Annotated in this window: 22 protein-coding genes; 16 read left to right on the forward strand and 6 right to left on the reverse strand. The window is 61.8% G+C overall.

Annotated features, from left to right (window positions below; translation table 11 throughout):
* Window positions 1-3 precede the first annotated feature (3 nt).
* Window positions 4-1,365, reverse strand: coding sequence for a DNA repair protein RadA (gene radA / locus UIB01_RS04130; RefSeq protein WP_015278117.1), 1,362 nt, complete (start codon window positions 1,363-1,365; stop codon window positions 4-6).
* Window positions 1,366-1,481: 116 nt separating this feature from the next.
* Here radA and UIB01_RS04135 point away from each other — a divergent pair, with 116 nt between their 5' ends.
* Window positions 1,482-1,916: a CopD family protein gene (locus UIB01_RS04135; RefSeq protein ID WP_014821457.1), complete on the forward strand. Its 435-nt coding sequence runs from the start codon at window positions 1,482-1,484 to the stop codon at window positions 1,914-1,916.
* A gap of 57 nt (window positions 1,917-1,973) precedes the next feature.
* Here the strand turns inward: UIB01_RS04135 and UIB01_RS04140 are convergent, their stop codons facing one another.
* Entirely contained in the window at window positions 1,974-2,243 is a 270-nt protein-coding gene (locus UIB01_RS04140) for an HP1242/YdcH family protein (RefSeq protein ID WP_003281602.1), read from the reverse strand.
* 223 nt (window positions 2,244-2,466) lie between these two features.
* On the opposite strand from UIB01_RS04140, the gene mscL reads away from it, so the two are divergent.
* A complete protein-coding gene (gene mscL, locus UIB01_RS04145) occupies window positions 2,467-2,877 on the forward strand; it encodes a large-conductance mechanosensitive channel protein MscL (RefSeq protein WP_038657142.1) in 411 nt (136 codons plus the stop codon).
* Between the two features lie 46 nt (window positions 2,878-2,923).
* Here the strand turns inward: mscL and UIB01_RS04150 are convergent, their stop codons facing one another.
* A complete protein-coding gene (locus UIB01_RS04150; protein WP_038657144.1) occupies window positions 2,924-3,952 on the reverse strand; it encodes a cytochrome-c peroxidase in 1,029 nt (342 codons plus the stop codon).
* 276 nt (window positions 3,953-4,228) lie between these two features.
* Here UIB01_RS04150 and UIB01_RS04155 point away from each other — a divergent pair, with 276 nt between their 5' ends.
* From UIB01_RS04155 to bamJ, 7 genes are all read left to right on the forward strand, one after another.
* Entirely contained in the window at window positions 4,229-6,670 is a 2,442-nt protein-coding gene (locus UIB01_RS04155; RefSeq protein ID WP_038657146.1) for a Lon protease family protein, read from the forward strand.
* A gap of 173 nt (window positions 6,671-6,843) precedes the next feature.
* Window positions 6,844-7,179: a PA4575 family protein gene (locus UIB01_RS04160; RefSeq protein ID WP_038657148.1), complete on the forward strand. Its 336-nt coding sequence runs from the start codon at window positions 6,844-6,846 to the stop codon at window positions 7,177-7,179.
* A 164-nt stretch (window positions 7,180-7,343) separates the two neighbouring features.
* The gene (locus UIB01_RS04165) at window positions 7,344-7,832 is read left to right on the forward strand and encodes a TIGR00645 family protein (protein ID WP_038657150.1); all 489 of its coding nucleotides are present in this window, start codon (window positions 7,344-7,346) and stop codon (window positions 7,830-7,832) included.
* Between the two features lie 122 nt (window positions 7,833-7,954).
* Complete coding sequence (locus tag UIB01_RS04170; protein ID WP_038657152.1) at window positions 7,955-8,260, forward strand: DUF6482 family protein; 306 nt, start codon at window positions 7,955-7,957, stop codon at window positions 8,258-8,260.
* Between the two features lie 49 nt (window positions 8,261-8,309).
* Window positions 8,310-9,845 (forward strand): cryptochrome/photolyase family protein, encoded by a 1,536-nt coding sequence (locus UIB01_RS04175; protein ID WP_038657154.1) that lies wholly within the window; start codon window positions 8,310-8,312, stop codon window positions 9,843-9,845.
* Window positions 9,842-9,976 (forward strand): DUF2256 domain-containing protein, encoded by a 135-nt coding sequence (locus UIB01_RS22640; RefSeq protein WP_080695047.1) that lies wholly within the window; start codon window positions 9,842-9,844, stop codon window positions 9,974-9,976. The genes UIB01_RS04175 and UIB01_RS22640 overlap by 4 nt, the downstream gene beginning before the upstream one ends.
* A gap of 108 nt (window positions 9,977-10,084) precedes the next feature.
* On the forward strand, window positions 10,085-10,702 hold the full coding sequence (bamJ, locus tag UIB01_RS04180) for a BamJ family beta-barrel-assembly machinery protein (protein ID WP_038657156.1): 618 nt from the start codon (window positions 10,085-10,087) through the stop codon (window positions 10,700-10,702).
* Window positions 10,703-10,813: 111 nt separating this feature from the next.
* Here bamJ and UIB01_RS04185 read toward each other — a convergent pair whose 3' ends face one another.
* Both UIB01_RS04185 and UIB01_RS04190 read right to left on the reverse strand, forming a co-directional pair.
* The gene (locus UIB01_RS04185; RefSeq protein WP_038657158.1) at window positions 10,814-11,041 is read right to left on the reverse strand and encodes a PA4570 family protein; all 228 of its coding nucleotides are present in this window, start codon (window positions 11,039-11,041) and stop codon (window positions 10,814-10,816) included.
* A gap of 150 nt (window positions 11,042-11,191) precedes the next feature.
* A complete protein-coding gene (locus tag UIB01_RS04190) occupies window positions 11,192-12,160 on the reverse strand; it encodes a polyprenyl synthetase family protein (protein ID WP_038657160.1) in 969 nt (322 codons plus the stop codon).
* Window positions 12,161-12,402: 242 nt separating this feature from the next.
* On the opposite strand from UIB01_RS04190, the gene rplU reads away from it, so the two are divergent.
* The 5 genes from rplU (at window position 12,403) to UIB01_RS04215 (ending at window position 16,092) form a co-directional block, all read left to right on the forward strand.
* Window positions 12,403-12,714, forward strand: a complete 312-nt coding sequence (gene rplU, locus UIB01_RS04195) for a 50S ribosomal protein L21 (protein ID WP_003302133.1) — start codon at window positions 12,403-12,405, stop codon at window positions 12,712-12,714.
* Between the two features lie 35 nt (window positions 12,715-12,749).
* Entirely contained in the window at window positions 12,750-13,007 is a 258-nt protein-coding gene (gene rpmA / locus UIB01_RS04200; protein WP_015278103.1) for a 50S ribosomal protein L27, read from the forward strand.
* A 170-nt stretch (window positions 13,008-13,177) separates the two neighbouring features.
* Complete coding sequence (cgtA, locus tag UIB01_RS04205) at window positions 13,178-14,395, forward strand: Obg family GTPase CgtA (RefSeq protein ID WP_038657163.1); 1,218 nt, start codon at window positions 13,178-13,180, stop codon at window positions 14,393-14,395.
* A gap of 105 nt (window positions 14,396-14,500) precedes the next feature.
* Entirely contained in the window at window positions 14,501-15,619 is a 1,119-nt protein-coding gene (gene proB / locus UIB01_RS04210) for a glutamate 5-kinase (RefSeq protein WP_038657165.1), read from the forward strand.
* Window positions 15,620-15,627: 8 nt separating this feature from the next.
* Window positions 15,628-16,092: a CreA family protein gene (locus UIB01_RS04215; protein ID WP_038657167.1), complete on the forward strand. Its 465-nt coding sequence runs from the start codon at window positions 15,628-15,630 to the stop codon at window positions 16,090-16,092.
* Window positions 16,093-16,180: 88 nt separating this feature from the next.
* Here UIB01_RS04215 and rpsT read toward each other — a convergent pair whose 3' ends face one another.
* Complete coding sequence (rpsT, locus tag UIB01_RS04220; RefSeq protein ID WP_003281567.1) at window positions 16,181-16,459, reverse strand: 30S ribosomal protein S20; 279 nt, start codon at window positions 16,457-16,459, stop codon at window positions 16,181-16,183.
* Between the two features lie 221 nt (window positions 16,460-16,680).
* Between rpsT and murJ the strand changes: the two genes are divergently transcribed.
* Together murJ and ribF are read left to right on the forward strand one after the other, a co-directional pair.
* Window positions 16,681-18,228 carry a murein biosynthesis integral membrane protein MurJ gene (murJ, locus tag UIB01_RS04225; protein ID WP_038657169.1) on the forward strand — a complete coding sequence of 516 codons (1,548 nt, stop codon included), beginning with the start codon at window positions 16,681-16,683 and terminating at the stop codon, window positions 18,226-18,228.
* Between the two features lie 84 nt (window positions 18,229-18,312).
* Window positions 18,313-19,263, forward strand: a complete 951-nt coding sequence (gene ribF / locus UIB01_RS04230; RefSeq protein ID WP_038657171.1) for a bifunctional riboflavin kinase/FAD synthetase — start codon at window positions 18,313-18,315, stop codon at window positions 19,261-19,263.

Raw genomic sequence — 19,263 nt, forward strand, 5'->3', positions numbered from 1 at the left:
CGATCACTCGAACAGCGCGTCGAGCGCCTGCTCCAGGCGCGTCACCGCAATGATCTGCAGTCCGGCAGGGGCTTCCTTCGGCGCATTGCCCTTGGGCACGATGGCACGCTTGAAGCCATGCTTGGCGGCCTCCTTCAGGCGTTCCTGACCACTCGGCACCGGGCGGATCTCGCCCGACAGGCCCACTTCGCCGAACACCAGCAGATCGGTATCCAGCGGGCGATTGCGCAGGCTGGAGATCACCGCCGCCATCAGCGCCAGATCTGCCGCGGTTTCCAGCACCTTAACGCCACCGACCACGTTGATGAACACGTCCTGATCGTAGGTCGGAATGCTGCCGTGCCGGTGAAGCACCGCCAGCAGCATGGCCAGGCGGTTCTGGTCCAGCCCCAGCGTGACGCGGCGCGGATTGGCCAGGTGGCTGGTGTCGACCAGGGCCTGCACCTCCACCAGCATCGGCCGGGTGCCTTCCCAGGTCGCCATGACGACGCTGCCCGGCACCGCTTCCTGGGCACGGGTGAGGAAGATAGCCGAGGGGTTGGTGACTTCCTTGAGGCCCTTGTCCGTCATGCCGAACACGCCCAGTTCATTGATCGCGCCGAAGCGATTCTTCACCGCGCGCAGCAGGCGCAGGCGACCATCGGACTCGCCTTCGAAATACAGCACTGTGTCGACCATGTGCTCGAGCACCCGCGGGCCGGCGAGAGCGCCTTCCTTGGTGACGTGGCCGACAAGGAAGATCGCCGTGCCGCTCTGCTTGGCGAAGCGCACCAGCAGCGCGGCGCTCTCGCGCACCTGGGCGACACCGCCGGGCGCGGACTGCAGTTGCTCGGTGAAAATCGTCTGGATGGAGTCGATCACCATCACCTTGGGCTTCTCCAGTCGCGCGGTGGCGATGATGGATTCGATGCAGGTTTCGGTCATCACCTTGAGCTTGTCCTGCGGCAGATCGAGGCGGCGGGCGCGCATCGCCACCTGTTGCTGGGACTCCTCGCCGGTCACGTAGAGCGCCGGGTAATGCTGGGCGATGGCGCAGAGCGTTTGCAGCAGGATGGTCGACTTGCCGATGCCCGGGTCGCCACCGATCAGCACGACCGAGCCGTCCACCAGGCCGCCGCCGAGCACGCGGTCCAGCTCGCCAGATGCTGTGGAGAAGCGCGGTACTTCCTCCACGCTGACTTCGGCCAAGGTCCGGATGTTGGCCTGCTCGCCCGCCCAGCCAGCGCGACCGGAGGGTGGCGCAGCACCTTCGATGACGGTTTCCACCAGGGTATTCCAGGCACCGCAATCGCCGCACTGGCCGGCCCATTTCGGGAAGGTCGAGCCGCATTCGGTGCAGCCATACATGCGCTTGGCCTTGGCCATGGGAAACTCCGGGTCTGGTAGGTGGTGTCGCATGATAACGGCTGACTTGATCGCCATCAGCCACAAGCGGCGAGGCAGCGGCCAGACTGTAAACAAATCGAACAGGAGTGAGCGCCATGCGACATCTGTTGTTTCTGCATCTGCTGGGCGCCAGTGTCTGGGTTGGCGGGCATCTGGTACTGCTGTTCAGTGTGCTGCCGGGTGCCCTGCGTCGCCGCGATGTGCAACCGGTACGCCAGTTCGAACAACTCTACGAGCGCGTCGGGATACCTGCGCTGCTGGTGCAGATCGTCAGCGGGCTCTGGCTGGCCAGCCTCTGGCTGCCCCATGGGCAATGGTTCGATTCGTCGCCCATGGCGCATCTGGTGCAAGCCAAGCTGGTACTGCTCGGATTTACCGCGCTGCTCGGCGTGCATGCGCGGCTGGCATTGATTCCCAAGCTGGATGCGCAGCGCCTGCCGCAACTGGGGCTGCACATCGTGCTGATCACCCTGACTGCGGTTGCCTTCGTCTGGGTCGGCTCCGGGTTCCGCTTCGGTGGTTTGTTCTAGCGGGCCAGACAGCAAGAAGCCCGCGCATGGCGGGCTTCTCTTCACGGGTAGGCGCTATCAGCCGCAGCAGCCGCCGCAGCAGCTGCCCGAGGCGCGCTTGATGTCGCGGGCGATGTCGTCCTTCATCGCCACGCGCTCCTGCTTGAGGGCATTGAGCGCGCTGTCGTCTAGGGTTTCGACACCGTCTTCGACGCGGCAGATGCGCTTGTCCAGCGCTTCGTATTCGTCCGCCTTGCGGGCGAAGGCCGGATCTTCCTGACGCAGTTTCTGCAACTGCTCGCGTTTCTCAGGGAAATCCTTGATCAGTGGGTGATGTTCGACGTGCATGGAAACCGCTCCGGTTTGTCAGGAAGGCGTTCACCTTAGTCTCCCTCCTCCGAGAACCGGTTGACGGCGATCAAGCGAACCTCATTCGCAATAACCGGTCGATGAAAGGCGTTCTGGCGTGGCCTGCGCCGGCAAGCCCGCCTATGCTCTACCACGGCGTTCACCGCCATGTCCGCGGGGGCATGGCGGGCGGCCCGGTCATCCACTAAAGGAAAATCTGCGTATGAGTCTGATCAACGAATTCAAGGCGTTTGCCGTGCGGGGAAATGTCGTCGACATGGCCGTGGGTATCGTCATCGGCGCTGCGTTCGGCAAGATCGTGTCGTCGTTCGTCGACGGGGTGATCATGCCGCCGTTGGGGCTGCTGATCGGCGGAGTGGACTTCTCGGATTTGGCCATAGTGCTCAAGGACGCCGTCGGCGAGGCCCCAGCGGTGGTGCTGCGGTACGGTGCATTTATTCAGACCGTGGTGGATTTCGTGATCATCGCCTTCGCCATCTTCATGGCGATCAAGGCGATCAACCATCTCAAGCGCAAGGAAGCCGAGGCGCCATCTGCGCCGCCTGCGCCCTCCAAGGAAGAGTTGTTGCTGACCGAGATACGCGACCTGCTCAAGGAGCAGAGGGGAAGCTGAAACGGGGGCAGTTACCCGGCGGCTGGCGCCGGGTAACGGGGAGCGATCACTCGGGCTTCGGAGTGTTCGCGGTGCTGGCGGGAAGTACCGGATAGGCGACTTGCGGCTGCTCGCCGGTCACGCTGTGCAGGAACGCGGTAATCGCGCTGACTTCGTCCTTGTCCAGTTTACGGCCCAGTTGGCTGTCACCCATGATGGCAACGGCCTGTTCGAGCTCCCAGACCTCACCGCTGTGGAAGTACGGCGGGGTCAGCGCGACATTGCGCAGCGGCGCGGCACGGAAGACGTACTCGTCGCTGGCGGTATTGGTCACCGCGAAGCGACCCTTGTCGCCGGTCGGCAGCACTTCGGCTCCGGGCTTCTTGATCACGCCGAAGGGGAAGTAACCCTGGCCACCAAGGTTGACGCCGTTGTGGCAGGAAGAGCAGCCGGCGTCCATGAACAGGGCGAGACCCTGTTTCTGCTTGTCGTCCAGCGCCCCGTCCTCACCCTTGAGGAAGCGGTCGAACGGCGAGTTCGGCGTGGTCAGGCTGACTTCGAAGGCTTCCAGGGCGTAGGCCATGTTGTCGAAACTGACCGGCTCCTTGTCGTTGGGGAAGGCCTTCTTGAACTCGGCGGCGTACTCCGGAATGCTCTGCAGCGTCGAGACGACACGCTCGGGCGTACTGTTCATTTCCACGCTTGCCTGGACCGGGCCCTTGGCCTGTTCCTGCAGATCCTTGGCGCGTCCGTCCCAGAACTGCGCGGCGTTGAATACGGCGTTCAGCACGGTGGGCGAGTTGCGCGGGCCCTTCTGCCAGCCGTGACCGATCGAGGTTGGCACGTTGTCGCTGCCCCCGATGCTCAGGTTGTGGCAGGTGTTGCAGCTGATGACGTGACTGCTGGACAGGCGCGGGTCGAACCAGAGTTTGTGACCGAGCATTGCCTGATCTTCGCTGACCTTCTGGCCGCGGACCTCGGTGACCTTGTCGGGAATCGGTTTGAACATCGCGTTGGCGCGCTCACGCAGCTCATCAGCGTTCGCTGCGCTGGTCATTAGTAGGCTGCTAAGCAATAGCGGAATAGAAGGGCGCATCACGGAAGCTCCTTTTGTGTTGGCTGGCTCTAGGAGGCGCCTTTTCGTCAAGCGACCGCTTGACCTGCATCAAGGCGGTCGGGCGTAGTGGACGCGACGAAATGTTTCTGCTTGTGTCGATTCGCAGCCGGCTCGCGATTTCCATCCATGGGGCTCGGCCATGCAGCGTCGTTGCGAGGCTGGGTTAGCCGGGTATCAGCCTTGCGGCGCGACCGGCGCAGCGCCAGAATGACGGCATCAATCGTGGCCAACGAGCCACCCCAGCAAGGATTCCCGATGCCTGAAACTGTCGCTGCCGGCTTGCGCCTGGCACCCGATGCGCTGACCCGTCCCTTCGAGCCCAGCCAATTCAACTTCAACGACACCTCTGAACTGGAGCCGTTTCTCGGTGTGCTCGGCCAGGAGCGCGCGGTCGAGGCGCTGCAGTTCGGCGTGGCCATGCCGCGTCCGGGATACAACGTCTACGTGATGGGAGAGCCGGGCACCGGACGCTTCTCGTTCGTACGGCGCTATCTCAAGGCCGAAGGCAAGCGTCTGGATACTCCGTCGGACTGGGTTTACGTGAACAACTTCGACGAGCCTCGCGAGCCGCGTGTGCTGGAGTTGCCTCACGGCGGCGCAACGGCGTTCATCGCCGATATCAATCAGTTGATCGACAACCTGCTGGCGACCTTTCCGGCGGTATTCGAGCATCCGAGTTTCCAGCAGAAGAAGAGCGCCATCGACCGCGGCTTCAATCAGCGCTACGACAAGGCGCTGGATGTGATCGAGAAGCTCGCCCTGGAAAAGGAGATCGCTCTCTATCGCGACAGCACAAACATCGCCTTCACGCCCATGAAGGAAGGCAAGGCGCTGGACGAAACCGAGTTCGCCCAGCTGCCCGAAGCCGAGCGCGAGCGTTATCACGAAGACATTTCCGCGCTGGAAGTGCGTCTGAACGAGGAGCTCGCCAGCCTGCCGCAGTGGAAGCGCGAGTCGACCAACCAGCTGCGCCAGCTCAATGACGAGACCATCAGCCAGGCACTGCAGCCGCTACTGGCACCGTTGTCGGAGAAGTATGCGGAGAACGCCGGTATCGAAGCGTACCTGCAGGCCGTGCAGGTCAATCTGCTGAAGACTGTGGTCGAGCAGCTGGTGGACGAAAACCGTCCGGAAGCGCAGAACCGTATATTGCTGGAAGAGCAATACAGCCCGAGCCTGGTGGTCGGTCACCCGGTCGATGGTGGCGCGCCGGTGGTGTTCGAGCCGCACCCGACCTATGACAATCTGTTCGGTCGCATCGAGTACAACACCGACCAGGGCGCGCTCTACACCAGCTATCGCCAGTTGCGTCCAGGTGCGCTGCACCGCGCCAACGGCGGCTTCCTGATGCTGGAGGCGGAGAAGCTGCTCAGCGAGCCATTTGTCTGGGAAGCGCTCAAGCGGGCCCTGCAGTCGCGCAAGCTGAAGATGGAATCGCCACTCGCCGAGCTCGGCCGCCTGGCCACCGTGACGCTGACGCCGCAGGTGATCCCGCTGAACGTCAAGGTGATCATCATCGGCTCGCGCCAGCTCTATTACACGCTGCAGGACCTGGATCCGGACTTCCAGGAAATGTTCCGCGTGCTGGTGGACTTCGACGAGGACATCCCGCTGGCCGAGGACAGCCTCGAACAGTTCGCCCAGCTGATGAAGACCCGTACCTCGGAAGAAGGCATGGCGCCGCTCACGGCGGCCGCCGTGGCACGCCTGGCGACCTACAGCGCGCGTCTGGCCGAGCACCAGGGGCGCTTGTCGGCACGCATCGGCGATCTGTTCCAGCTGGTCAGCGAGGCCGATTTCATCCGTCAGCTGGCCAAGGATGAGGTCACCGATGTCGGCCATATCGAACGGGCGCTGAAGGCCAAGGCCACCCGCACCGGCCGCGTTTCGGCGCGGATCCTCGAAGACATCCTGGCCGGCGTGATTCTGATCGACAGCGAAGGTGCGGCGATCGGCAAGTGCAACGGACTGACGGTGCTGGAAGTTGGCGACTCGGCGTTCGGTATGCCTGCGCGGATTTCGGCGACTGTCTACCCCGGTGGCTCGGGCATCGTCGACATCGAGCGTGAGGTCAACCTCGGCCAGCCGATCCACTCCAAGGGTGTGATGATCCTTACCGGCTACCTCGGCAGCCGTTATGCCCAAGAGTTTCCATTGGAGATATCGGCCAGCATCGCGCTGGAGCAGTCCTACGGCTACGTCGATGGCGACAGCGCCTCGCTGGGTGAGTGCTGTGCACTGATCTCTGCTCTGTCACGCACGCCACTCAAGCAATGCTTCGCTATCACCGGCTCCATCAACCAGTTCGGTGAGGTGCAGGCGGTCGGCGGGGTCAATGAGAAGATCGAGGGCTTCTTCCGTCTCTGTGAGGCGCGCGGATTGACCGGCGAGCAGGGAGTGATCATCCCGTTCGCCAACGTCACAACGCTTATGCTCGACGAGCGCGTGCTGGAGGCCGTCCGCCATCAGCGCTTCCACGTCTATGCTGTAAAGCAGGTGGACGAAGCCTTGTCGCTGCTGGTGGGTGAGGACGTCGGTGCGGCCAACGATCAGGGGCACTTCCCCAAGGACAGCGTCAACGCCCGGGTCGTCGAGCGGCTGCGTGACATTGCCGAGATCGGTCTGGAAGAGGAAACGAAGAGCGATTCGGGAGCGACATCGGAGCAGGCGTCGTCCGCTCCTGAGGGGAAGGGTTGAACTCGCCATTGCGCGATTTTTGAACGGAACGATAGCGCGCGCGACGGGTCTGCAGTGGAGGAGGGTACACACCTTCCATCCACAGGATTATCCACAGCTTCAGGGGATAACTGGCTCTCGCGCTGCATCCGTGCCGGATGTCTTCGCGTCAGCCCGACGCGAGGACTGCCGTCATGCCGCACAATCTTTGTCTGAATCGCCAGTGCCTCGGCCTGGTTACCCGAATCGAATGCGTGATACGTCCGTTGGCCGGTGGCAACGGGCTGTGGACATTGCTCTGCGCGGCTGGTCTGGCGGACGGGCAACCCACTGCGATCAAGGTCCAGGGCCCATTCCACGGGCCTGCGATGGCCGAGTCGGTTCTTGCAGCCATAGCCGAAAATCTGCTGGGACAGGGCTATCGGGAGTCGGACGATCCATCCATCTGGCAATTGCACATGCAGGCTGAGTTGCGTCGGGTGAACGCCAATCAGGCGCGTTTTCTGGCTGGTTGGGAAACGCGTCCCTAGGCCAAGCGCTGCGCCGGCTGCCGGTAATGAGTGGCGCTGTCGCGATTGTCGCGGGTCCGACCAAGTTGTTATCCACATGCGCGATCGGCGTCCTGAACCCGCCTTGGTGCGCCTGACTGGGCTGCGTATACTCGCGCCTTCCTTATTTTCTGCTGTGAGACCTCATGGAGCGCATCCTTGAAAATGCCATGTACGCCGCGCGCTGGCTGCTGGCTCCCATCTACTTCGGTCTGGCCTTCGCTTTGCTGGCACTGGCGATAAAGTTCTTCCAGGAAATCTTTCATATCCTGCCGATGATCTTCGCGATCAGTGAAGCGGATCTGGTGCTGACGCTGTTGTCGCTGATCGACATGGCGCTGGTTGGCGGCCTGCTGGTGATGGTGATGATTTCCGGCTACGAGAACTTCGTTTCGCAGCTGGATGTGGCCGAGGGCAAGGAAAAGCTCGACTGGCTGGGCAAGATGGACTCCAGCTCCCTTAAGTTGAAGGTCGCGGCCTCGATCGTGGCGATTTCCTCGATCCATCTGCTGCGTATGTTCATGGACGTACAGCAGATCGATAGCGACAAGCTCATGTGGTACGTGATCATTCACCTGACTTTCGTGGTTTCTGCATTTGCCATGGGCTACATGGACAAGATCACCAAGCACTGATTGCAGCACGCCGTCCGCTATCTGGGCGTCGAGCAAGTCGCATTTCATGGCAGCTCATAAAAAACCTGTACAGAATGGTATTGTTGTTCAATATTCTGTAGCGGTTTTTATGGGGACTCGCCATGCGCCTTCAAGACCTTGCAGCACATGCCGTTGCCGGGCGTGTCGACGCTCTCGAACTGATTTCGCTCGAGGGTGGCATTTATCTTCTCGATATCTATCTGCAGGGCCAGCGCCATAGCCTGATCGACGAACGTGGCGCGGTGTGGCATCTGCGCTCGGTGGAGCATGCCCGCGACCTGCTGCGGGAGCTGCCCGAGCTGCCTTTCTATCTGGTACAGCAATCGCCTTACGACGAAATGTGCGGTCTGGCCGAGGGCGTCCGTGAGCCGCTGCGGGTGCCGATTGGCCTGCGGTCGCAGTGGTGACGCCGGTCCGGTGTGGTGCCCCGTGCTGCTGCAATGAAGGGGGGGGGTGATGAGCATCGCTGCCCTGCGGTTGGTGCTTGGCGATCAGCTGAGCTTCGATCTGTCTGCTCTCGACGGGCTGGATCCGGTGCGTGACCGGGTGCTGCTAGCGGAGGTGGCCGATGAGGCTGGCCATGTGCCGCACCATCCGCAAAAGATCGCCTTCATCTTCAGTGCCATGCGCCACTTCGCCGAAGCGCTTCGGCAACGCGGGGTGGCGGTGGACTACGTGACCATTGACGATTCCGCCAATACTGGCTCTTTGGCCGGTGAGCTGAGGCGATTCGTGGATCGGCATCGTCCTGCGCTGGTCCACGTCACTGAGACTGGTGACTGGCGCGTCGAGCAAAGCCTGAAGAATTCCGGGGTGGCGATCAACTGGCATGAGGACCGGCGCTTCCTCTGCTCGCGGACTGCGTTCGCGCGCTGGGCGCATGGCAAGCGTCAGCTGCGCATGGAGTTCTTCTACCGCGAGATGCGTCGCCAGACTGGCCTTCTGCTGCAACCGGATGGAACCCCTGAGGGAGGGGTTTGGAATCTCGACGCGGACAACCGTAAGCCACTGCCACGTGGTTTGCACGGCCCGATTGCGCTGCGCTTCGTCGCTGACGACATCACTCGTGATGTTCTGGCATCGGTCCGCGGGCGTTTCGCTCATCATTACGGTAGCCTGGAGCACTTCGATTACCCGGTCGCTCACGCTGAGGCTGAGCAGCTCTGGCTGCATTTTCTTGACTTCGGCCTGGCGGCGTTCGGTGACTACCAGGATGCAATGGCCAGCGGCGAGCCGTTCCTGTTTCACGCACGCATCGGCGCCGTGCTCAATGTCGGCCTGCTTGACCTGCGGCGGCTGTGCCATGACGTCGAAGCGGCCTATCGGCAGGGGCGAATCGCGCTGAATGCCGCCGAGGGCTTTATTCGTCAGTTGATCGGCTGGCGTGAATACGTCCGTGGCATCTATTGGTTGCAGATGCCTGACTACGCACGGCGCAACGCTTTCGGTAATACCAGGCGGTTGCCGGAGTTCTACTGGAACGGGCAAACACGCATGAACTGCATGCGTCAGGTGATCGGACAGACGCTGGAACATGCATACGCGCACCATATCCAGCGGCTGATGGTGACCGGCAATTTTGCCTTGCTCGCCGGCATCGCGCCGCCCGCACTGTGCGATTGGTATCTGGCCGTATACATGGATGCGTTCGACTGGGTGGAGCTGCCCAATGTGCTGGGCATGGTTCTGCACGCCGACGGCGGCTACCTGGGTTCCAAGCCGTACTGTGCCAGCGGTCAGTACATCAAGCGGATGTCTGACTATTGCCAGGGTTGCTCCTACAAGGTGGCTGAAAGCACCTCGGACGATGCCTGTCCGTTCAATGCGCTGTACTGGCACTTTCTCATGCGCCACTGCGAGCTACTGCAGCGCAATCCGCGGATGACGATGGTCTATCGCAACCTTGCGCGCATGGCAGAGAGCAAGCAGCGGGCGTTGTGGCAGCGCGGCGAGATCCTGCTGGCGCGACTGGATGCCGGTGATGCGCTGTGAAGAAGGGCGAGCTGCCGCTCAAGTGCTGCATTGCGTGCGGCTTGCCGTTTGCCTGGCGAAAGAAGTGGGCGCGCTGCTGGAATGAGGTGCGGTATTGCTCCGAGCGCTGTCGGCGTAGTCGGAAGGGATAGGCGCTCGAGTCGCCGTTGCTATCGGTTGTTTTGGAATTGCGGGCCGCTGCGTCCGCCCGGCTGAGCTGTGCTAGGCTGGCCGACCTTTTTTTCCTCTCGGAGCCCGGTATGACCGACCTCAACCTGTCCACTGACGAAACCCGTGTGAGCTATGGCATCGGCCGCCAGCTCGGCGACCAGCTGCGTGACAATCCTCCGCCGGGTGTCAGCCTCGATGCGGTGATTGCCGGTATTCGTGATGCCTTCGCTGGCGCTGCCAGCCAGGTTAGCCCGGAAGCGCTGAACGCCAGCTTCGCGGTGATTCGCGAGCGCATGCAGGCCGAGGCACAGCAGAAAGCCGAAGCCGCCGCTGCCGAAGGTCGCGCCTTCCTCGTCGAGAACGCCAAGCGTGAAGGCGTGGTTGTGCTGGAATCGGGCCTGCAGTACGAAGTGCTAACGACCGGCGATGGCGCCAAGCCGTCCCGCGAGGACAGCGTGCGTACGCATTACCACGGCACGCTGATCGACGGCAGTGTATTCGATAGCTCCTACCAGCGCGGTCAGCCTGCCGAGTTCCCGGTAGGCGGCGTGATTGCCGGCTGGACCGAAGCGTTGCAACTAATGAACGCCGGCAGCAAGTGGCGCCTGTACGTACCGAGCGAGTTGGCCTATGGCGCTCAGGGCGTTGGCAGCATCCCGCCACACAGCACGCTGGTATTCGACGTCGAACTGCTGAACGTTCTCTGATCGGCTATCGCTTCAGCAGGCTCGCCGCAAGCAGTAATTGGGCGAAATCTGCTGGTGCATGCTCGCGCGCAATCAAAGGCAGCTTACGCATTTCGTAAGCTGCTTGGCCGGCTAAGGCCGCAGCGCGCGGGCATAGCTGAAGAGGAGCAGGTTGCGGACCTGCTCCTTGAGCACGCAGGGTTCACTTGTGCTCAGCTCCTGCACATCGAGATCGCCCTGTTCGCGCAACTCCTCCAGCGCCTCCCCTTCGAGCGAAACGCATATGGCACCGGTGTTGCGATCAAGTATGCGCAGGTAGGGTTGCGGTCGATCCAGCCAGGCATCTATCAGGTAAGTCATGCGGCACCTCCAATTTATTCTCGTAATGAGAATAATTGTTATTTGCAAATATGCAAGCGCAAATGTGTACCCGTCGAGCGGGGAGGGGAGGATGACTTCTTCGTGGGGGCAGCTGCGCACGCGGCGCAGCGTCGATACCGCAGAGTGTTGTCAGTGCGTGCGCGCTACGGCGAAGCGGCAGAGTTCGACCAAGGCATCGCGGTACTGGTTGGCGGGAATGACTTCCAGGCAGGCGATGGCGCGTTCGGCATAGTCGCGCGCAAGTCTGGCGGTGTAGTCCAGTGCACCTGCTGCCTCGACGGCGGCGCGGATGCTTTCCAGATCATCCAGGCCGCCTTTCTGGATAGCCTTGCGGACCAGAGCAGCCTGTTCGGCAGTTCCTTCGCGCATGGTGTAGATCAGCGGAAGGGTAGGCTTGCCTTCGGCAAGGTCGTCGCCGACGTTCTTGCCGAGAGTTTCCGCGTCGCCCTGATAATCGAGTAGGTCGTCGACCAGCTGGAAGGCGATGCCGAGGTGATCTCCGAAAGTACGCAGCGCTTCACGTTGCTCCTCGCTGGCGCCGGCCAGGGTGGCCGCGCTGTGAGTCGAAGCCTCGAAGAGCATGGCGGTCTTGCCGCGGATGACTTCCATGTAGATTTCTTCGGTGGTGCTGGCGTCGCGAACTTTCGACAGCTGCAGCACTTCGCCTTCGGCGATGACGCGCGTTGCCTGGGAGATGATGCGCATCACCGGCATGGAGTCCAGTTCCACCATCATTTCGAACGAGCGTGCATATAAAAAGTCGCCTACCAGTACGCTGGGGGCGTTGCCCCACAAGGCGTTGGCGGTGGAGCGGCCGCGGCGCATGCCGGACATGTCGACGACGTCGTCATGCAGCAGTGTGGACGTGTGCAGGAATTCGATGATGGCGGCCAGCAGGCGCAGTTGATCGCCCTGATGGCCAAGCGCGCTGCCGCTGAGCAGCACCAACAATGGGCGCAGGCGCTTGCCGCCGGCCGACGTGATGTAATCCCCGATCTTTTCCACCAGAGGAACGCGCGAAGTCAGTTGCTTGCGGATGATGCCGTCGACAGCGGCAAAATCGTCCGCCACAACTTGATAGAAAGGCTGGGGTTGCATCGGGGACTCCTCGCAGATTGCGCGGCATGCTAGGGGGCGGGTCTGGCACTGTCAAGGCAACGCCAGTTGGCTATTGCGCGGGGTGTATCGCATGCGTACAATCGCGGACCCTGAACTTCCCCCTGGGCATTTCCCTGCCTTACGCAATTGCACGGGCGTCACCTTCCGGCCCCATGCAGCCATGCCAGCCACTAATCATTCTTTCAAAGCGCTGGGTGAGCAGGATCAACGGAGATACACAGATGTACGCAGTTATCGTAACCGGCGGCAAGCAATACAAAGTCGCCGAAGGCGAATACCTCAAGATTGAAAAACTCGAAGTTGCGACTGGCGAAGCTGTCACTTTTGACCGCGTTCTGCTGATCGGCAACGGCGATGATGTAAAGATCGGCGCTCCGGTGGTCGATGGTGCCAAGGTTACCGCTGAAGTGATCGCCCAGGGCCGTCACGACAAGGTCACCATCATCAAATTCCGCCGTCGTAAGCACCACATGAAGCGTCAGGGCCACCGTCAGTGGTTCACTGAGGTCAAAATCACCGGTATTCAGGGCTAATCGGGCCTGAATCCCCTTATAGGAGTATTGAACTCATGGCACACAAAAAAGCTGGCGGTTCTACCCGCAACGGTCGCGACTCAGAAGCTAAACGCCTTGGCGTGAAGATGTACGGCGGCCAGGCCATCAAGGCCGGCAACATCATCGTGCGTCAGCGCGGCACCCAGTTCCACCCCGGCTACGGTGTTGGTATGGGCAAGGATCACACCCTGTTCGCGAAAGTGGAAGGCGTGATCAAGTTCGAAGTGAAGGGCGCTTTCGGCCGTCGCTACGTGAGCGTCGTCGCAGCCTAACTGCGCCGTTGCTGGAAAAGCCCTGTCATGCGACGGGGCTTTTTTGTTTCTGTATCCTGTGAGGCTCTTGCAAAGAAACTGCTCGGTGCTCATTCAGTTTTCGCTGGGTTTTTTGCAAGACCCTTACGTTTCTTGTTTCCTAAGCCCGTCCTGCGACGGGAGGCGTTCTCATGAAATTCGTCGATGAAGTATCGATTTTTGTAAAGGCCGGCGACGGCGGCAACGGCATGATGAGCTTTCGTCGTGAGAAGTTCATCGAAAAGGGTGGTCCCAACGGCGGTGATGGCGGTGACGGCGGCTCGGTGTATCTGGAGGCTGACGAAAACCTCAATACCCTGGTGGACTACCGCTATACCCGTCGTTTCAATGCGCAGAACGGGCAGAAAGGCGGCAGCACCGATTGCACTGGGGCCAAGGGCGAGGATCTGATTCTTCCGGTCCCGGTCGGCACTACAGTGATCGATGCCGCTACCCAGGAAATCATGGGCGACCTCACCAAGGCCGGGCAGCGTTTGCTGGTGGCTCAAGGCGGCTGGCATGGGTTGGGCAATACGCGCTTCAAGTCCAGTACCAACCGTGCGCCGCGGCAGACTACGCCGGGCAAGCCCGGCGACGCGCGCGACCTCAAGCTCGAGCTGAAGGTGTTGGCGGATGTCGGTCTGCTGGGCTTGCCGAATGCCGGCAAGAGCACCTTCATTCGTTCGGTTTCGGCGGCCAAGCCGAAGGTCGCCGATTATCCGTTCACCACGCTGGTGCCGAATCTCGGCGTTGTCAGTGTCGGGCGCTACAAAAGCTTCGTGCTTGCCGATATTCCGGGCCTTATCGAGGGTGCGGCTGAGGGTGCGGGGCTGGGGATTCGCTTTCTCAAGCACTTGGCGCGTACTCGCCTGCTGTTGCATCTGGTGGACATGGCGCCGTTGGACGGTAGTGATCCGGCCGATGCGGCGGAGGTGATCCTGCATGAGCTGGAGAAGTTCAGCCCGGCCCTGACGCAGCGTGATCGCTGGTTGGTGTTGAACAAGGCTGATCAGCTGCTGGAAGACGAGCGTGAGCAGCGTGTACGGCAGGTGGTTGAGCGGTTGGACTGGAAGGGCCCGGTATTCGTCATCTCCGCGTTGGAGAGTGAGGGTACCGAAGCGCTGAGCCAGGCCATCATGCGTTATCTGGATGAGCGCACCGTGCGCATCGCCGAAGAGCCTGACTACGCTGAGGCCTTGGCCGAGCTCGATCGCCAGATCGAAGATGAGGCGCGCGCGCGGTTGCAGGAGCTGGATGATCAGCGTGCATTGCGCCGCGCTGGCGTCAAGGCGGCTGATGAGGTCGAGGATGACGACTTCGACGACGATGATGATGACGAGGGCGGTGCCGAAATCATCTACGTGCGCTGAGTCGAGCCCCGGGCCGCTGCGCGGCCCGGTCAGGCGAGTGGTCGGTGGGCTGGCTCGTGCGCAGTCCGATCCGGAAGTGTTTTGGCCGTATAGAAGGCGGGAACGATGCGGGACAAGGTGAGCGGTGCGCGGCGCTGGGTGGTCAAGATCGGCAGTGCGCTGCTGACCGCTGACGGTCGCGGGCTCGATCAGGCCGCGATGGCGGTCTGGGTCGATCAGATGGTGGCCTTGCGCGAGGCTGGGGTGGAGCTCGTGTTGGTGTCCTCGGGTGCGGTTGCGGCGGGCATGAGTCGTCTCGGCTGGAGTGCTCGGCCAAAAGCTGTGCATGAGCTGCAGGCGGCTGCCGCGGTCGGCCAGATGGGTTTGATTCGCGCCTGGGAATCCAGCTTTGCTCGCTGCGATCAGCAGACAGCGCAGATTCTCGTCACCCACGACGATCTCTCGGACCGCAAGCGCTACCTCAATGCGCGCAGCACGCTGCGCACGCTCATCGATCTAGGTGTGGTGCCGGTCATCAATGAGAACGACACCGTGGTCACCGACGAGATCCGCTTTGGTGACAATGACACGCTTGCTGCGCTGGTCGCCAACCTGGTCGAGGCTGATTTGCTGGTCATCCTGACCGACCGCGACGGCATGTTCGATGCCGATCCTCGTTTCAATCCTCAAGCCAATCTGATCAGCGAGGCGCGCGCCGACGATCCTGCGTTGGATGCGGTAGCTGGCGGTACGGGTGGCGCGCTGGGGCGCGGTGGTATGCAGACCAAGCTGCGCGCGGCGCGTCTTGCTGCGCGATCCGGCGCGCATACGGTGATTGTCGGTGGCCGTATCGAGCAGGTGCTGGCGCGCCTCAAGGCGGGCGAGCGTCTGGGTACGCTGCTGGCGCCGGAGTGCAGTCGCCATGCGGCCCGCAAGCAGTGGCTGGCCGGGCATCTGCAAACGCGCGGCACGCTGACGTTGGATGACGGTGCCGTGCATGCCTTGCGTCAGGGCAATCGCAGTCTGCTGCCTGTCGGTGTGCGCGCTGTGCAGGGTGCATTCCGTCGTGGCGAGATGGTGGTCTGTGTCGGGCCGCAGGGTGCGGAAGTGGCGCGCGGACTGGTGAACTACAGTGCGGCCGAGGCGCAGCGCATTCTCGGGCGCCCATCAGATGAGATCGAAAAGCTGCTCGGCTACGTTGATGAGCCCGAGCTTATTCATCGCGACAACATGATTCTGGTCTGAGGTTTTTCATGCGCTTGGCGATTGCGGCACTGATGGTGGGGTTGGCTCTTCCAGGTCTGACGGTTGCCGAGGAGATCGGCGCGGTCGACACGGTATTCAAGTGGCTCGGGCCGAATCACAAGATCGTCGTCGAGGCTTTCGACGATCCCTTGGTCGATGGCGTGACCTGCTATCTGTCACGGGCCAAGACTGGTGGAATCAAGGGTGGCTTGGGGCTGGCGGAGGATCGCGCGGAGGCCTCCATCGCCTGTCGTCAGGTCGGCCCGATCCGCATCAAGGGCAAGCTCAAGGACGGCGATGTGGTGTTCAAGGAGCGTACGTCACTGGTGTTCAAAAGCATGCAGGTGGTGCGCTTCTTTGATGAGTCGCGCAATGCGCTGGTCTATCTCGTGTACAGCGATCGGATCATTGAGGGTAGTCCGCAGAATGCGGTGACGGCGATTCCGATCCTGCCTTGGCCGGTGACGCAATAATCGCGGTCGTCTCGATTCGTCGGGATGGGGCATAAGGGCAGGCACAAAAAAACCGGCGCTAGGCCGGTTTTTTTACAAGAACCTGCAGTTAGGCTGCAGCAGCTTCGCCGAGGGCCTTGATGTGGCCGTTCAGGCGGCTCTTGTGACGAGCAGCTTTGTTCTTGTGGATGATGCCTTTGTCGGCCATGCGGTCAATGACCGGCACAGCTGCGGTGTAGGCTGTGCGAGCCTTGTCCAGGTCTTTGGCATCGATGGCCTTGACCACATTCTTGATGTAGGTACGAACCATGGAGCGCAAGCTGGCATTGTGGCTGCGACGCTTCTCAGCCTGAATTGCGCGTTTTTTGGCGGAAGGGCTGTTGGCCACCGTCGAACTCCTCGAAAACTGGGGGGATTGCAAGCAAATAAGGCCGCGAATCATGCCGACGCGAAGGGCGCTTGTCAAGCCCGGTCGAATGGCTTGAGAAGCTGGTCGGACAGAAGGGCTGCGGCTAAACTCGCCGCCTCTTTTCGTGTCGTAACTGGCCATCGATCCGGCCGGCGCTGTGCGTTCGGTCGATCAATCTCGCTGCAATTCTAGGAAGACAAATGTCCGAAAAAACCGGCAAGGGCGGATTGTTGCGTTCCAGCGCTGTGGTCAGTGTCATGACCCTGCTGTCACGCGTGCTGGGCATGGTACGCGATATGGTCGTCGCCAGCTACTTCGGTTCAGGGGCTGCCGCCGACGCTTTTTTCATTGCGTTCAAGATTCCCAACTTCCTGCGCCGACTGTTTGCCGAGGGCGCCTTTGCCCAAGCTTTCGTGCCAGTGCTGTCGGAATATCGCACCAAGCGCACGCTGGCGGACGTCAAGCAGCTAGTGGATCGCACCGCCGGCATGCTCGGCCTCATTCTTGCGGGGCTGACCGCGCTCGGGGTGCTGTTTGCGCCCTATGTGGTCATGGTCTTCGCGCCGGGTTTCCATGACGATCCGGCGAAGATGCAGCTGGCCGGTGAGCTGCTGCGGATTACCTTTCCCTACCTGATGCTGATCTCGCTGACGGCATTCACCTCCGGCGTACTCAACAGTTACGGGCACTTCGCGGTGCCGGGCTTCACGCCGGTGCTGCTCAATGTCTGCATGATCGCCTCGGCGGTGTTTCTCACGCCGTATTTCGATCAGCCCATCATGGCGCTAGCCTGGGGCGTGTTTATTGCCGGTTTCGCTCAGCTGGCCTTCCAGCTGCCGTACGTCGCCAAGCTGGGCCTGTTGCCCCGGCCGAGGGTCAAGCGGGGCGACGAAGGCGTGCGGCGCATCATGCTGCTGATGGTGCCGGCGCTGTTCGGTGTCTCGGTCAGTCAGATCAACCTGCTGCTCGATACGGTGCTGGCGTCCTTCCTGCAGACCGGCAGCGTGTCCTGGCTGTATTACGCCGATCGGCTGTCCGAGTTGCCGTTGGGGGCATTCGGTATCGCCATCGGCACGGTGATCCTGCCGAGCCTGTCGCGCCAGCACGCCGGAGAGGACCCGAAGGCGTTCTCCGCGACGCTCGATTGGGCGTTGCGCATGGTTTTGCTGGTGGGCGTTCCAGCGGCGCTGGCGCTGGGCATCCTCGCCGAGCCGATGATCGCCAGCCTGTTCTACTACGGCGCAATGAGCGAGGAGGCGGTGGTGCAATCGGCCAGGGCGCTGCAGGCCTATTCGCTGGGTGTGCTGGCGTTCATGCTGATCAAAGTGCTGGCCCCGGGCTTCTTCGCGCGTCAGGACCTCAAGACTCCGGTGCGCGTCGCGGTAATCTGCATGGTCGCGAACATGGTGATGAATCTGATTCTGATCTGGCCTTTGCAGCACGTGGGATTGGCATTGGCTACATCGCTATCTTCAATGCTCAACGCAGTGCTGTTGTTCTGGGGCTTGTACAAGGTCGGCGTCTACCATCCCGCCCCAGGTTGGTGGCTATTCGGGCTGCGTCTGGCGGCCGCTTGTGCGGCAATGGTGGCGGTGGTCTGGTGGCTTAATGTGCCGGCGCAGGAATGGTTTGCCTGGGGTTGGCAGCAGCGGACGCTGCGGTTGGGGATTCTTGTCTGTGCTGGACTCGTTGCTTTCGCCGCCGGGTTGTTGCTGACAGGGCTGCGGCCGCGGCATTTACGGCATTGATCGACGATTCACGGGCGGCGCAAACCTGTCCGGGATGCTCGGCACGTGCGTATAATCGGCCACTTTTCAAGCAAGAAGTGCGGTATGCAGCTGGTTCGAGGCCTTCACAATCTGCGACCCCGACATCGGGGCTGCGTCGCCACCATCGGCAATTTCGACGGCGTGCACCGGGGGCATCAGGCCATCCTGGCGCGGCTGCGCGAGCGTGCGGCCGAATTGGGGCTGCCCAGCTGCGTAGTGATCTTCGAGCCGCAGCCACGCGAATTCTTTTCGCCGGACAAGGCGCCGGCACGGCTGACCCGTTTACGTGAGAAGTTGCAGCTGCTGAGCGAGCAGGGCGTCGATCTGGTGCTGTGTCTGGCGTTCAATCGCCGCCTGCGTGAGCTGAGTGCCGCTGAATTCGTCCACGCCACGCTGGTGGAAGGGTTGGGAGTGCAGCATCTGGAAGTGGGTGATGATTTCCGTTTTGGCTGCGACCGCGCCGGCGATTTCGACTTTCTGCTAAAGGCCGGCGCGGCCGAAGGCTTCTCGGTCGAGGCCGCCACCACCATCGAGGTGGATGGCGAGCGGGTCAGCAGCACACGGCTGCGCCAGGTGCTGGCGGAGGGTGACCTGGCCTGCGCCGAAGCGCTGCTCGGCAGACCATTTGGTATCACCGGCCGGGTCATGCATGGACAGAAACTGGGCCGGCAGCTCGGCGCGCCGACCGCCAATGTCCAGCTCAAGCGTCGCAACACGCCGCTGAGTGGCGTGTTCCTGGTCAGTTTCGAACTGGACGGCAAGTCGCTTGCCGGTGTTGCCAATATCGGCATGCGCCCCTCGGTCGAGAGTGACGGTAAACCACATCTGGAAGTGCATCTACTCGATTACCAGGGCGACCTGTATGGGCGTCTGGTGCAGGTCACCTTCCATCGCAAGCTGCGCGACGAGCAGCGTTTCGCCTCGCTGGAGGCGCTCAAGACGGCGATCGAAGCCGACATCGCCGCTGCCCGCGAATACTGGCGGGCTTCACCCCTCATGACGAGTCAGGACTGA

This window comes from Stutzerimonas decontaminans, assembly GCF_000661915.1.
Classification (GTDB): domain Bacteria; phylum Pseudomonadota; class Gammaproteobacteria; order Pseudomonadales; family Pseudomonadaceae; genus Stutzerimonas; species Stutzerimonas decontaminans.